Raw genomic sequence first — 14,518 nt, forward strand, 5'->3', positions numbered from 1 at the left:
ATCAGATCGCAATCCTTTTATATAACATATTATTCTATTCCGATAGATAATTAACACCTGTTCCGACAGCATTACGCCCTTACGGGCAGATGCTCAGCATACATCTGCCCGTAAGGGCGTAATTATTATCTTTTGTTTTATAATTTTATCCGGGAAGACATGACCGCGATAGCCAGACCCATTATGGCTATCAGGGAAAATGACATCGCCAGACTACTGGCCTGCGCCACAAATCCGATCAATGGCGGGCCACAAAGGAAACCCAGGTAACCGATGGTAGAAACAGCTGCCAACGCCATTCCCGGCGACATCACAGTAGATTTGCCCGCAGCACTGTACACCAGTGGCACCACTGCCGACACGCCCGCTCCCACCAGCATAAAGCCCAGCATAGCGGTCATGAAGTAAGGGAAAATAACAGCGACCATCAAGCCGCCAGCGGTTAACACCCCACTCAGCAGCAACATCTTTTTCACCCCAATACGGGTAGTCAGCCAATCGGCCACAAACCTGCCGGAAGCCATGGTACTCATAAATGCCGCATACCCTGCGCCGGATATACCGTCCCGTACATGTACGACTCTTCTGAAGTATACACCACTCCAGTCAAACATAGTACCCTCGCATATCATAGAGCACATGGCAATAATTCCCAGTATCAGCAGGAAACGGTCTGGCTTTACAAACAAAGGCTGATTTTCCTGTACATTATGATCCTGTGCTACCATATACCGCATGGTCAGCAATACGATGGTCCAGGACATGGCTGTGATCAGCAGAAAATGATAGAACGGCGGTATGTTCAATCCCGCCATCAGGGTACCGATAGCCGCACCGGTAAAACCGGCCACACTCCACAATCCGTGAAAAGACGCCATGATAGAACGGCCATATATAGCCTCTACGGCCACTGCCTGTGTATTCACAGCAATATTGCCCAGGTTACCGCAGAAACCAAACAATACCAGGAAAAGCATTAACACCCACGGTTCCCGTGCCAGGCCCAGTGCCGGCAGAATCAAGGCATAGGCCACAGCGGCGATGATAAATACCTGTTTGCTGCCGAACCGGGATACCAGTATACCAGCAATAGGCAAAGAAATCAGGGAACCTACCGGCAATGCCAGCAACACACCGCCCAGACCGGCATCGTTCAACCCCATCGCCTGCTGGATATCCGGAATACGGGAAGCCCAGCTGGCAAAACAAAGTCCGGTCAGGAAAAACAAAGCACTCACGGCTATCCGTATGCTTCTCTTATTCATTATTACTATCGGCAATTCTTGTAACATCTTGATTTGTCGGGTTAGATCACCTGGATGCCCAGATTAATATACGGTTTTAGTGATGGCAGCTCCGGATTATCCGTGACAATGGTATCCAAACCGGTAATTTCACATACTTTAAAAGGTTCGGCTGTACCCATTTTATCACTGGTGGCCAAGGCAATGGTTTTGTTGGCTGCTGCTACCATCACACTCTTTACATCTGCTTCTGCAAGATCCAAACCAGTTACCCCTGCATCCGGATGTAAGCTGCAGATACCCAGGAAACAGATGTCTGCCCGCAGTTTTTCGAGCATACGGATGGTATCCATACCACCGGCAGTCCGGGAGTCTTTGCCGATACGGCCTCCGGTAAATATGACTTCTATAAGCGGATGTTCTATGAGCAGCGCCAGAATCGGTACACTGTTGGTGACAACAGTAATACGCAGATTGGGCGGAAACAACCGGGCCAGCATTAAGGTAGTAGTACCACCGTCCAGGATGATGGTCTGCCCGTCGTGCAGGAATGACAATGCTTTGCCGGCTATATGGCGTTTATCTTCTTCATGGTATTCTATCCTTTCCTTAAAGGAATACGGATTGGGAGAATGGGGAATAGCGCCGCCCCTCACTTTAATGAGCTGCCCATTTTGCGCCAGGGATTCCAGATCACGCCGTACCGTATCTTCCGATACCTGCAGATCGTTGCTCAGCTCTGTCTGCAATACTTTATGATCTGTCTGCAGTTTCTTCAGGATATAATCCAACCTTTCTTCTCTCAACATAAAAGATGCTATTTTCTGCAATATTATGAAATATTTTGCAACAATTTGCAGAAAACTGCATAACTTTGCACTAAACAGCAAATTATGGCAAGGATAGCAATCGATATGGACAATGTTATGGCCGACCTGACGACCCATTACCTGAATTATTATGAAGCAGCGTATGGCGTTAAGGTGGATCCGGCCACCCTGAAAGGCATTCCGGAAGGTAGCGGGTTTCCGGAAAAAGATGCTATTCTCGGTTTTTTACATTCACCTGGCTTTTTCAGAACAGCACCGGTTATTGCCGGCAGCCAGGAAGTCATCAAAGCATTATCTGAAAAACATGAAATATTCATTGTGTCTGCAGCAATGGAATTCCCGCTTTCTTTAGCAGAGAAACTGGCGTGGCTGCAGGAACATTTTCCCTTCATCAGTTGGCGCAACATTGTATTCTGCGGTAGTAAAACCATTGTGGATGCAGATTACATGATAGATGACCACGACAAGAACCTCCGGTATTTCAAGGGAGTGCCCCTGTTATTTACAGCACCGCATAACGCCCTGCTGACAGATTACAAGCGGGTGAATACCTGGCAGGAAGTAGCAGCGTATTTTGCGCTGGACACAGTAACGGCTATATAACTATAGTATACAGAAATTTTGCACCAAAGGCAGGATAGCACAAGGCTATCCTGCCTTTTTTACGGTAAGGCTGTAAATCTTTTTTTCGAGGGTGCTGATTTTACGGTTACACTGCTGTACTTCCATACATTTATCCAGGTAGGCTTCCAGCCAGTTCACGCCTTTTCGTGCCTGCTCCGGGTTATCGAAATACGCCTGGCTCAGTCCTGGCACTTCACATAGCCGTTGCAGTTGGTCCTGGCTGAATTGCGCCGTATCGCACCATTCCTGCATCGTAGCCAGGGTGATGTTCAATCGTGCTGCCAGCTGCTTCTCCCTGATTTTCTGCTGCGCCAGAAAAATCAGCAACAGCTCTCCCTGATGAAAAGGTACCGTGTTCAGTGAACCCCACTGGCTAAATGCCTCCTGTGTTATAGGAACGGCCGCCAGTAATACCTCCAGCTTCTTTCTTTTGATAACCGGCTGGCAGAAATAACGGTACAGGCCCGGTGGGGTCAGTCCGACTTTTTTAGCATAGTGCAGGATCACCACTTGCTGTTGCCGCAGTATACGTCTTAACCTGGCACCCGCATGCATGTAATAAGGTAGCGACATGAATATACACCTGTTTTGTATGAAGAGATAAGGGGTCACACGTGTGTATACAAATATAATATTTTTTATTGCTTATCAAAATATTTCTTATCAAAATCAGGGCTGTCGTGTGAATTCGTAAAGCATAGTGGGCACAAACTGTAAACAAAAATCATTATAATACCATTACTTTTCAGGCGTGCTTATCAGACAGCTGCTTCCGGAGCGCTGTCATTTCTTTTTTCAGCTGCATTACTTCGTCTTTAAGGAGGGCATAATTTTTCAACAGCTGATTATGCTCTTCCAGCAGTTTATAATATTTTTCCCGCAACAACATCATTTCTTCACTGTCGGTATTACGGGATTCCTGTACCAGTCCCGGATTCAGGAAGGCATCTGTGGTAGTGTCTAACCCTTTGACTACCCGGTCCAGTTCATCGGGCGAGAAGTTTTCTTTTTCAAAAAGGTTGTACATCGTGCGGCGGCTCATGTTTAAACGCCCTGCCAGCTTGCTTTTGTTGAGTCCTTTCTCCGCGATAATGGCCTGTAACCGGTTTCCATGGTGAATGCTTTTCCCATTGGTCAATAACATAGCGCCGTTCCATCGAACAAACTCTTCTATCGTAATACCAATCAGGCCACAAAAACGCTCCATGGTGGCCCGTTTCATATCGCCTTTGCGCAGATGATAGTGGGCTATCTGGTTCGTAAAACCTGCCATCTTTGCAAAATCAACAATTTTAATCTTCTTCTGTTTGAGTATCTGCTTTAACCGCTGACCCATGTGTATCAGGCTCGACTGCATCATTTACAATTTTAATTATACCGCTATAAACAGGACTGGCCTGCCATATTGCCGTATAATTTAACAATTAATATTTCATTTCGTAAATAAAAATATCAGACTGCAAAAATTGGAGCAGGTATTATCGCAGGAGATACGCAGCTATGCCAACTAACATAAACGTCTATACGAATAAAATATCCAATAAAATTTTATTCAAACTGACAATGTAAAAAACAAAGTGACAGTGAGGCTAAACAGATATACAATTAATAAAAAAATTATCAATTACTTTTATTAGTCAGCCTACCTTACAATAACGATAAAATCCTTTACTATAAAGGATTTACAGGTTATTTGTTTTTTTCGGATAAAGTAATATTTTATCACTAAAATTTGCATGATTATAAATATATTTGCTTACATGTAAAAATGAAAACAGCATGCGAAAAAACATGATATCATTATTTGTTAACCATATCCGTTCAATCAAAAAAACATACCTATTATGAGCCAGGAACCACTGAATGTGTTACTTGACATCCACACCAGGTTTTCCATCTTTCCTGTTTTATTCCGGGAAAAAGTTTGCGAAGAATGCAATTGGAGTACACCTACCTTTTACCGCAAAATGCGTGGAAAAGACAAGCCAAATCCAAATGAGCCCGGAAAAATCATTCCGGCACTCAGTAACGCAGAAAAACAAAAAATCATAGAAATTATGGAAGAGGTGTACAACAACGCCGGCGAATACCTGGAAAAACATAAAAAAATCTTCGCCCGATAACTTCCCCTCCTACCCGCTCATCCTTTGTATGTGAAAGCTTCTTTTATCAAAGTCTTTACCCATCCATCAGGCCCCGCATCTCCCCCGGATGCGGGGTTTCGTTTTTTATTATGCTCATCAACTAAATTTTTCTTTTTAAAACTAAATATTTAGTTTTAAGATAAATATTTTCCTATGCATAAAACAGGCGTCTTGCTCACCAGCCTACTCCTGGTCTGCTGCCAGCTAATGGCCCAACAACCAATTGACCGGCATCAACTGATGGACTATCTGCAAAATCAACAATACAATCAGGCAGTGGATTACCTCCTGCCCAAAGTACAATCTACCGATGCCGGGCAAATAGCCCTGCTGGCCTATACCTACTATCAGGCAGGCAAACCCACAGAGGCCATTACGCAGTATGAAAAAGTGCTTACTCTCAACCCGGATCATATTGCCGCACACCAATACCTGGCAGCCCTCTATATGCAGCAGGAACGATACCCTGCCGCCATCGATCATTACCAGCAACTCACCCGGCTGCAACCCAACCATGCCGGCCACTTTAAACAACTCAGCTTCGCCTGGTTTGCCGCGCAGCAACCCGATACCGCTTTTCCGCTGCTCCAGAAAGCCTGGCAGCTCAACCCCGCCGATCCTAAAGTAACTGCCCGCCTGGGAGAAGAATGGCTTGACCGGAAGAATTATACTACGGCTGATTCCCTATTGCAGGCCTATCTCCGCTCCGACTCTACGCAGGCTCCTGTTATCATGGTAGCCGTCAGAGCGACTTATTTTCTTAAAAACTATGTTCGCTGCACGGCACTGGGAGAACAACTCATGCGCCTGAACATTGCTTCTCCCAATACTTTCAGCTACGTTACAGCGGCCTATTTTCAATTAAAACAATACCAGCAGTGCATTGCTGTAAAGGATTACCTGATGCTCCGCAATGCAGCAGCGGAAAATATTCTGTACTACGCAGCGATGGCACACACCCAGCTGAAACAATTCCGGGAAAGCAACACGCTCCTGCAGCTATGCATCAGCATGGCCAAATCACCCGGGCTTGATAACTATTATTCCGGCATGTCTGCCAACTATGAAGCCATGCGGCAATACAAACCGGCAGTAGCCAGCCTGGATACCGCGTGGTACCTGTTTCACCAGCCATTGCGCCAGTATAGCATTGGTCGTATCTATGAGGTACATCTCAAAAACAAGCCTGTCGCCGACCGTTATTACAAACGCTACCTGCAGGTGGGAAGGCCTTCTAACGAAAACGAAGCAGATATTTATAAATATTTACGCGCCCGCATTGAAAAATAATTTGCATTTAACACATTTTTTTAGAATTCCTCTACCTAAAGCACCCGGTTTTTCTTAAATTTAAACCCCGTTAGGAAATGCTTGTACTTAACCAATAAAAATATACGGTGCTATGTCGTACCCATACCAGATCAAAACTATTGAGGAATATCAACAGGCTTATCAGCAGAGCGTAATCGACCCGGAAGGTTTCTGGGCTAATGTAGCAGACCATTTTTACTGGCGCAGAAAGTGGGACAAAGTACTGGACTGGAATTTTAAGGATCCGGAAATCAAATGGTTCACTGGTGGTAAACTCAATATCACCGAAAACTGTCTCGACAGGCACCTGGGCACACTTGGCAACTCTCCTGCCATCATCTGGGAACCCAACGACCCGGAAGAACATCATCGCATCATCACCTACCGCGATTTATACAATAAAGTATGTCAGTTTGCCAACGTACTGAAGAACCACGGCGTTAAGAAAGGCGACCGGGTATGCATCTACATGGGTATGATCCCGGAACTGGCGATCGCCGTACTGGCCTGCGCCCGCATCGGCGCCATCCACTCCGTAGTATTCGGCGGATTCAGCGCACAATCTATTGCAGACAGAATCCAGGATGCGCAGTGCAGCCTGGTAATCACTTGCGACGGCGCCTATCGCGGCGGTAAGGATATTCCTTTAAAAGCTGTGATAGACGACGCATTGATGACCTGCCCGTCTGTAAAAAAAGTAATCGTATGCACCCGCACCCGCACACCGGTAAGTATGCTGAAAGGCAGAGACGTATGGTGGGAAGATGAAATCAAACAGGTGGAAACCCTGGGTAATCCTCCCTGCCCTGCAGAAGAAATGGATGCGGAAGATATGCTCTTCATCCTTTACACCTCCGGCTCCACCGGCAAACCCAAAGGCGTGGTACATACCTGCGGCGGATACATGGTATACGCCAACTATACCTTTGTCAATACCTTCCAGTACCAGCCCGGCGAAGTATACTTCTGTACTGCCGACATAGGCTGGATTACCGGTCACAGTTACATTGTATACGGCCCGCTCAGCGCAGGCGCTACTACCCTGATGTTTGAAGGGGTACCTACCTATCCGGATGCCGGCAGACTGTGGGAAATCACCGATAAATTCCGGGTAAATACCCTCTATACCGCGCCAACGGCTATACGTAGCCTGATGAGCTATGGCCTGGGTCCCGTAAATCATAAAGACCTCAGCTCCCTGAAAAAACTGGGCAGCGTAGGCGAACCAATCAATGAGGAAGCATGGCACTGGTTTAAAGATAATATCGGAAAAGGCAGATGCCCGATTGTAGACACCTGGTGGCAAACAGAAACCGGTGGTATCATGATTACACCGATTGCCGGTGTGACCAATGAAAAACCTGGTTATGCCACCCTCCCTTTACCAGGCGTACAACCGATTCTGGTAGATGAAAGCGGAAAAGAAGTAAAAGGCAATGGCGTAAACGGTAATCTGTGTATCAAATTCCCATGGCCAGGTATGTTACGTACCACCTATGGCGATCATGAACGCTTCCGCAAAACCTATTTCTCTACCTACGAAAATCTTTACTTCACCGGCGACGGCTGTCTGAGAGATGAAGATGGTTATTACCGCATCACCGGCCGTGTGGACGATGTACTCAACGTAAGCGGCCACCGTATTGGTACTGCAGAAGTAGAAAATGCCATCAACATGCACGCAGGTGTTGTGGAAAGTGCTGTGGTAGGTTATCCGCACGATATTAAAGGCCAGGGCATCTACGCCTATGTGATCACCGAAAGGTTAACACATGATCCGGAACTGACCAAAAAGGATATTGCCCAAACGGTATCCCGTATCATTGGCCCTATCGCCAAACCGGATAAGATTCAGTTTGTAAGCGGCCTGCCCAAAACCCGTTCCGGTAAAATCATGCGTCGTATCCTGCGCAAAATTGCAGAAAACGACCTGGATAATTTAGGTGATACCAGTACGTTGCTTGATCCTGCTGTTGTAGAGGAAATCAAACGCGGAAAAATATAATCCTGCAGGATTCAGGAGAAGCACACAGGCTGTTATCTTCTCCTGAATCCTTAATTTTACTGCATGCGGACCTTCCTGAAAAGAATAGCCTGGGTTTTCTTGTCCCTACTGCTACTGATCAACTTTATAGCGGCATTTCATGCCTGGAAATTCACCCATTTTTATGATGACGGCGGGCGGAAAAACAAGTTGCCCGAACAAATGAGTGTCAGTGAAAAAGTACAAATGATCCTCTTTGGTGTACGCATCGCCAAATCTGCCACTACTACCCATCCAACCGTTCCATACGAAACCGTTATCCTGCACACTTCCGATCACCTGCGACTCGAAGGCTGGTGGATACCTGTACGCAAACCCTTGGGGACCGTCATTCTCTTTCATGGCTACAATGGTAACAAAGGCACCCTTTTCCCGGAGGCAGACCGTTTCCGGGCCCTTGGCTACAACACTTTCCTGGTGGATTTCAGGGCGCATGGCAACAGCGAAGGCCTCACCTGCACCATTGGCTACCGGGAAGCGGAAGATGTAAAACTCGCCTGGGATTATGTACAACATAAAAGCAAACAACCGGTGGTATTATGGGGCGTAAGTATGGGTGCAGCCGCTATCATGAAAGCGATACCGGAATATCAGCTCACACCACAGAAAATAATCCTGCAGTGTCCTTTTGCGACGCTCACCGATGCCGTAAAAAGCAGGATGCGCGCGGTACACATACCACCTGTACCCTTATCTCAGCTGCTCACTTTCTGGGGCGGACTGGAACTGGGTTTCCGGGGAGCAGCATTTAAACCAATGGCATATGCCCGGCAGCTGCATATGCCGGTATTATATTTTTATGGGAAAGAAGATATACGGGTAACCGCGCAGGAAACGCAGGCGGTATTCAGCAATCTGGCCAGCAAGCAAAAGAAGCTGCATATATTCCCACATGCCGGACACCAGTCATTTTGTGGCAAGGATGCCCCTGTGTGGATGCGGGAGGTGACCACCTTCCTGCAATAAAATCAAAAAGCGCGCACCATACGAGTGGGGCGCGCTCTTCACAGGAACTGACCCGCTATATATATTGGAGTCATGACGCAGCAAAGCCTTTGGGGGTTTCACTACGCCACTAGATGCCGCTCATCTGTTCGCTGTTATACACTAAAACAAAGATATTCTCATTGGCTGCCACCACCACTCACCCTTTTATTTTTCACAAAAACCTTACCGGCGTATTACAACGGGCGTACCCACTTTTATAATTTCATACAACTCGTTCACATCCGCATTTTTCATGCTGATGCAACCCAGGGTCCAGTTAATGCGGCTTTCCACATAGTTATCCCGGATACCGGAATCATATTCTACCCCATGAATGCCAATACCGCCGCCAATAGTGGCGTTGGCCGACAAGGTACCGGCTGACTGGCGTTCATGAAACTTCTGCCAGGATATGTCATTGGGATAGTCGAGCAACATAAACCGGCTCCAGCTTTTATCTACTCTTTTGCTTAAAATATGAAAGGTACCTTCTGGTGTTCTGCGGTCGCCTTCCGACACTTTATCTGTCTGATCGCGGTTGCCGAATACTACCTTGTAGATTTTCCGCAATGTGGCATCTTCATATAAATATAAACGGTAGTCACTCTTGTCTATCAGTAGAAAAATTTTATCCGGATCAATGTTGGCAGTCGTTAACCTTACATTATACAAATCATTGTTGCTGACAAAACCAGCTAACGGCAGCACCAATAACAGGGCTGCATACCAATAGTGTCGGTATCTTCTCATAGGATGATTAAAAATATGCTGATAACGCAGCAGGATAAATATTTATTGTATAAAGCATAAAGCTATCAATATGGGAGGAAAAATCCCACACTGATAGCTTTATATTTTTATACGGAATGGAAAAATTAGTATCCGAAGATTTCTTCCATAGAGAGTTTTTTCACAGCTCCGTATTTTTTCAGTTCATCCAGGCTGATTTTCTTTTCAGAAGCCACAATACAGTAGGTATAAGGCTTATGAGCAATATTCTCATCATGGAATTTTTTCACATCGTCAAAATTCATCTTGTCAATAGACTCATACACCTGTTTACGGATATCTGTATTCAGTCCCAGTCTTTGTGCAGCCAGGTAGCTGAAAATGATACCGTCGTTGGTGATACGTTCTGTTTCAATATCCTGTTTCATGCCTTCTTTGGCAGTCTGCAGTAATTTATCAGAACGGGGAATGTCATTCAACAACTCATTCATACCGGAGATAGCATCATTCATTTTATCTGCCTGACTACCTACATAAGCCACTTCAGAATAACGCTCGCCTTTTTTATCCGGGGAAGAATAAATAGCGTAGGTAGAATATGCCAGCGCTTTGGATTCCCGGATGGTCTGGAATACAATGGAGCCCATACCACCACCGAAGTAGTTATTGAACAGGCTTATAATGCCGGTTTTTGCCGGATCATAGGCCGTTGTATTTCTCAACCAGTTGATCTCTGTTTGTACCATATCATAATCTGCAAAGTATACCTGGTTTTTATCCTGGTTATCTTTGGGGAATACAGCGGCTACCGGGGCTGGTTTAAAGCTTGCCGGCAGGGTATGCAGTTTTTTGATATCTGCAGCTGCATCAGCCAGCGGCTGAGGGCCGTAATAAATGATACTGTGTTTATAGGATGGTAACTCGTGCAGGATATTAGTCAGCTCTGCAGCGGTCAGTCCATCCAGTTCGGCCTGGCTCAATTGGTTATTGAAAGGATTTTTGGCGCCATACATGGCATAGCTTACCACTCCTTTCATGATAGCCGTTTTATTGAGCTTACTATCTGTCCGGGATTTCTGTATCCGGCCTTTTAATGCCGCCAGCGCTGCTTCATCCGGCTGACAGTTGGCTATTACATGCTCAAACAGGGTTACTGCTTTGTCGAAGTTTTCCTGCAAGCCACTGATAGTAATGGTGGTATTTTCGCTGCCGGCAGACACGCTGAAGTTGCAGGCAATATTATAGAACGCCTTGCTGATTTCTTCGGAAGTGTATTTGTCCGTGCGGAGGAACTGCAGATACTGGGCAGCAAGCGCCAGTTTTTTGTTATTCCAGTTACCTACGTCGAAACGGTAGTACAGGCGGAATAAACCATTGTCTTTATTCTGCACATACATTAATTCAGTATTACCAACAGGTACTTTCTGTATATCCTTTTCGTAGTCCAGCCACTGTGGTTTTACCGGTGTAGCCGGCAGGGCATTTACCTGCTGCAGGAAAGTAGACTGTGCTTCGCGGTTCACCTCTATGGGTGTAATAGTGGGCTTTTCCACCTTTGCGATATTCTTGTCTTCGCCTTTACGTTTGTATACCAACACATAGTTATCGTTGAGGTATTTATTGGCGAAATCAACGATCTGCTGTTTGGTAACGTTGCTCATGGCATCCACGAAAGCTACATCATGCTGCCAGTTCTGGCCTTTGCTTTTAATGAAAGCATCCATGATGGAGGAAGCGCGGTTGTTATTATTTTCCAGGCCCTGTAACTGAGACAGTTTGGCGTTATTCACAATGGCTTTCACCAGGGTTTCGTCAAACTCTCCTTTTTTCAGGATATCCAGTTGACCCAGCAACAGCGTTTTCACTTCTTCCAGGGTCTGGCCTTGTTTGGCCTTTCCGCTGAGGCTCAGGAAGGAGTAGTCTTTCCAGTTCAGGGTACCAGCGCTGGCATTCAGTGTTTTCTGTTGTTTGTTGATGTTCAGATCCAGCAGGCCTGCTTTTCCATTTTGCAGGATATCAGACAATACCCCCAGCAGTACGGTGGATTTTACATCTAAGGCACCGGGCATTCTGAAAGCAATATCTACGCTTTCTGCATCCGGACCGAATACTTCTTTCACGATAGGCGCCTTGATCGGAGCTTCCGGTGCCGGTTTGTATTCTTTAACCGGTTTAGCTTTCATATAGCTGAATTTCTGATCGAGGGTTTTGATCACATAATCCGGATCAAAGTCACCCGCCATCACGATCGCCATATTATTGGGTACATAATATTCATTGTAGAACTGGCGGATCACCTTGAGGTTTGGATTTTTCAGGTGTTCCACAGTACCAATGGTAGACTGTTGTCCGTAATTGTGGGTAGGGAATAAAGAAGCCAGCAGTACTTCATATACTTTGCGGCCGTCGTTGTCCAGTCCCCGGTTTTTTTCTTCGTATACCGCTTCCAGTTCTGTGTGGAACAGGCGGAATACGGGGTCTTTGAATCTTTCTGCCTGAACGGTCAGGTATTTATCGATGGCATTGGAAGGAATATCTTCTTCGTACACCGTTTCTTCCACCCAGGTATGTGCGTTGGTGCCCTGAGCGCCCATTGCCGACATCATTTTATCGTATTCGTTGGCAATGGCATATTTGGCGGCCACACCGGAAATACTGTCTATCTGCCGGTATACGCCTTTACGGGCGGCCGGATCGGTGGTTTGGTTATACTTGTCATACAGATTTTCTATCTGTACCAGGAGTGGTTTTTCTTTTGCCCAATCCAGTGAACCATATTGCTGGGTACCTTTAAATAACAGGTGCTCCAGGTAGTGTGCCAGGCCAGTGTGGTCTTTAGGGTCATTGTCGCTCCCGGCACGGGTACCGATCAATGTCTGGATACGGGGTTCTTTGTTGTTAACGCTTAGAATAACGGTCAATCCGTTCTTCAGGGTGTAGAAACGTGCCTTCATAGGATCATTGGTAACATACCTGTAGGTATATCCCCCAGAAGCAGCGTCTTTCCATTGGTATTTGCCCTGTGCTCCGGCTGTATACAGCGAGGTAGCTAACAAAAATACTAATACGACTCTTTTGAGCATACAGAAACTTTAGCTGGTGATTGATTTTATTGTTATATCAAATATAACCGGAAGTGAAAAAATATAGCAGGAAAATAACACAGAATTGTATGAATGGTATGCACAAAAAAGTAGCAATCGATTGCCATTATCGATGATATGGAGGTGAGATCAGATATTTTCGCGGTAATGAGGCACCCAGGGTGTCAGGCTGTTAATGAGTACTGGCTGGGTTTTCACAATGATCACATGTGGTAGTGAAGGGATGATATTGCTTTTCCGGATGTTATTATTTTTTTTCTCCGGCCGGGTGCTGGTAATTTTCCCCGTAGCTGTTACCGTTGGTAATCCGGGATAGGTTGTGCCGGGACTATTGACATCAACGGGTAACAATTGTGGTGTGGGAGCAGGTTGTATCGTAACGGGTGGCAACGGAATCTTTCCGCTTTCCCTGAATTCGGGTTTCACGCCCAGTAACCGCCTGTCACAGGAATGAAGCCATGCGATACAACCAATACATGCCATGAAGGCAGCAATTGAACGCATAAACACAATTTTGAGTATGGCTAAAAAACTCAGAATCCATTCAGGCGTAATCCGATTGAGAAGGGATATTGTTGCAATCCATAATCATGCAGCGGTGTCAGGGCAAAATTTGCATACAACTTAACAGGTCCGTAACCTAATTCGCTGGTGAGCCCGAAGCGCCACTTGTTCAGATTAAAATCGTCTGTTTTTCTGACTTTACCTCTTTCTTCACTTATTTGTTTGGTTCTGGACTTGAGCAGATAACCACCAGAGACACCAAAGCTTACCTGAAACGCGCGACCCGGGCGGGCAGGATTAGAATTAAAGTTTAGCATTACCGGTATTGAAATGTATTCGGCAAAAAGCTTGTTCTTTGAAAATTCTACTGTGTCTCGTACGATCTGTGTCGGATACCCTGGTTGATAGGTGATATTTCTAGCATATCTGTAGTTATTCATCTCCAGTCCCAAAGCATATAACAAGTTAAGTTTGTGTTTTGTTATATTAAGTCGCTGTTGAAACAGCCAGATATTAAAATTGATGGATTTCCCGGTAATCAGTTTAAACTCAGACGGCGTAAGCGGCGCGCTGGCAGCCCGTGGTGCGAAAGAAGCCAGGCTACTGGCAGAATAGCCGTCGTATACCTTGGATTGCATGGCCAATGCGCCATTGAAATACGTGGTATGGTTGGGATAGAAATTCATGAAACCGGCGCCATAGTAGTCGCTGCGGTCAATATAGTTATTGAATCCCAGGTCGAAAACGAACCATTTGGTTTGCAGGTTTTTCTTGAGTTTGTTGCGGGCGTAAACGGTATCCCGGTAAAACTTATAGCTGTTACGGCCTTTTTCGTTTTTGCCTTTTATGATGATCAGACCTTTGATCTGAATGGTATCCGGCGGCGGAGGTGTGGCCGAAGCAGATGGGGTAATACCTGCATTTTGCGCATGTACCCACCCACCACACAATACCAATAACAAAATGAGTAAAATTTTATGCTTCATATGCTATTACC

13 protein-coding genes are annotated in these 14,518 nt (G+C 45.8%); 5 read left to right on the plus strand and 8 right to left on the minus strand.

Features of this window, described 5'->3' with window-relative positions; genetic code table 11:
* Positions 1 to 137 precede the first annotated feature (137 nt).
* On the minus strand, positions 138 to 1,265 hold the full coding sequence (locus OL444_RS02145) for an MFS transporter (protein ID WP_264734891.1): 1,128 nt from the start codon (positions 1,263 to 1,265) through the stop codon (positions 138 to 140).
* 41 nt (positions 1,266 to 1,306) lie between these two features.
* On the minus strand, positions 1,307 to 2,053 hold the full coding sequence (locus tag OL444_RS02150; RefSeq protein WP_264734890.1) for a DeoR/GlpR family DNA-binding transcription regulator: 747 nt from the start codon (positions 2,051 to 2,053) through the stop codon (positions 1,307 to 1,309).
* 84 nt (positions 2,054 to 2,137) lie between these two features.
* On the opposite strand from OL444_RS02150, the gene OL444_RS02155 reads away from it, so the two are divergent.
* A complete protein-coding gene (locus OL444_RS02155) occupies positions 2,138 to 2,677 on the plus strand; it encodes a 5' nucleotidase, NT5C type (RefSeq protein ID WP_264734889.1) in 540 nt (179 codons plus the stop codon).
* Positions 2,678 to 2,722: 45 nt separating this feature from the next.
* Here the strand turns inward: OL444_RS02155 and OL444_RS02160 are convergent, their stop codons facing one another.
* Together OL444_RS02160 and OL444_RS02165 are read right to left on the minus strand one after the other, a co-directional pair.
* Entirely contained in the window at positions 2,723 to 3,271 is a 549-nt protein-coding gene (locus OL444_RS02160) for a hypothetical protein (RefSeq protein ID WP_264734888.1), read from the minus strand.
* A 172-nt stretch (positions 3,272 to 3,443) separates the two neighbouring features.
* Positions 3,444 to 4,058 carry a helix-turn-helix domain-containing protein gene (locus OL444_RS02165; RefSeq protein ID WP_264734887.1) on the minus strand — a complete coding sequence of 205 codons (615 nt, stop codon included), beginning with the start codon at positions 4,056 to 4,058 and terminating at the stop codon, positions 3,444 to 3,446.
* 484 nt (positions 4,059 to 4,542) lie between these two features.
* Between OL444_RS02165 and OL444_RS02170 the strand changes: the two genes are divergently transcribed.
* The 4 genes from OL444_RS02170 to OL444_RS02185 all read left to right on the plus strand — a co-directional run bounded on the left by OL444_RS02170 (position 4,543) and on the right by OL444_RS02185 (position 9,163).
* A complete protein-coding gene (locus OL444_RS02170; protein ID WP_264734886.1) occupies positions 4,543 to 4,821 on the plus strand; it encodes a hypothetical protein in 279 nt (92 codons plus the stop codon).
* 174 nt (positions 4,822 to 4,995) lie between these two features.
* Positions 4,996 to 6,132, plus strand: a complete 1,137-nt coding sequence (locus tag OL444_RS02175) for a tetratricopeptide repeat protein (RefSeq protein ID WP_264734885.1) — start codon at positions 4,996 to 4,998, stop codon at positions 6,130 to 6,132.
* Between the two features lie 112 nt (positions 6,133 to 6,244).
* Complete coding sequence (gene acs, locus OL444_RS02180) at positions 6,245 to 8,158, plus strand: acetate--CoA ligase (protein WP_264734884.1); 1,914 nt, start codon at positions 6,245 to 6,247, stop codon at positions 8,156 to 8,158.
* 99 nt (positions 8,159 to 8,257) lie between these two features.
* Complete coding sequence (locus OL444_RS02185) at positions 8,258 to 9,163, plus strand: alpha/beta hydrolase (RefSeq protein WP_264752000.1); 906 nt, start codon at positions 8,258 to 8,260, stop codon at positions 9,161 to 9,163.
* A gap of 204 nt (positions 9,164 to 9,367) precedes the next feature.
* Here OL444_RS02185 and OL444_RS02190 read toward each other — a convergent pair whose 3' ends face one another.
* From OL444_RS02190 to OL444_RS02205, 4 genes are all read right to left on the minus strand, one after another.
* The gene (locus OL444_RS02190; RefSeq protein WP_264734881.1) at positions 9,368 to 9,934 is read right to left on the minus strand and encodes a L,D-transpeptidase family protein; all 567 of its coding nucleotides are present in this window, start codon (positions 9,932 to 9,934) and stop codon (positions 9,368 to 9,370) included.
* Between the two features lie 125 nt (positions 9,935 to 10,059).
* Positions 10,060 to 12,996: a M16 family metallopeptidase gene (locus OL444_RS02195; RefSeq protein WP_264734880.1), complete on the minus strand. Its 2,937-nt coding sequence runs from the start codon at positions 12,994 to 12,996 to the stop codon at positions 10,060 to 10,062.
* A 150-nt stretch (positions 12,997 to 13,146) separates the two neighbouring features.
* Positions 13,147 to 13,521, minus strand: coding sequence for a hypothetical protein (locus tag OL444_RS02200; RefSeq protein ID WP_264734879.1), 375 nt, complete (start codon positions 13,519 to 13,521; stop codon positions 13,147 to 13,149).
* 29 nt (positions 13,522 to 13,550) lie between these two features.
* Positions 13,551 to 14,507, minus strand: coding sequence for an outer membrane beta-barrel protein (locus tag OL444_RS02205; protein WP_264734878.1), 957 nt, complete (start codon positions 14,505 to 14,507; stop codon positions 13,551 to 13,553).
* Positions 14,508 to 14,518: the final 11 nt, after the last annotated feature.

Origin of the sequence: Chitinophaga nivalis, assembly GCF_025989125.1 — a bacterium.
In the GTDB taxonomy this organism is placed as follows: Bacteria; Bacteroidota; Bacteroidia; order Chitinophagales; family Chitinophagaceae; genus Chitinophaga; species Chitinophaga nivalis.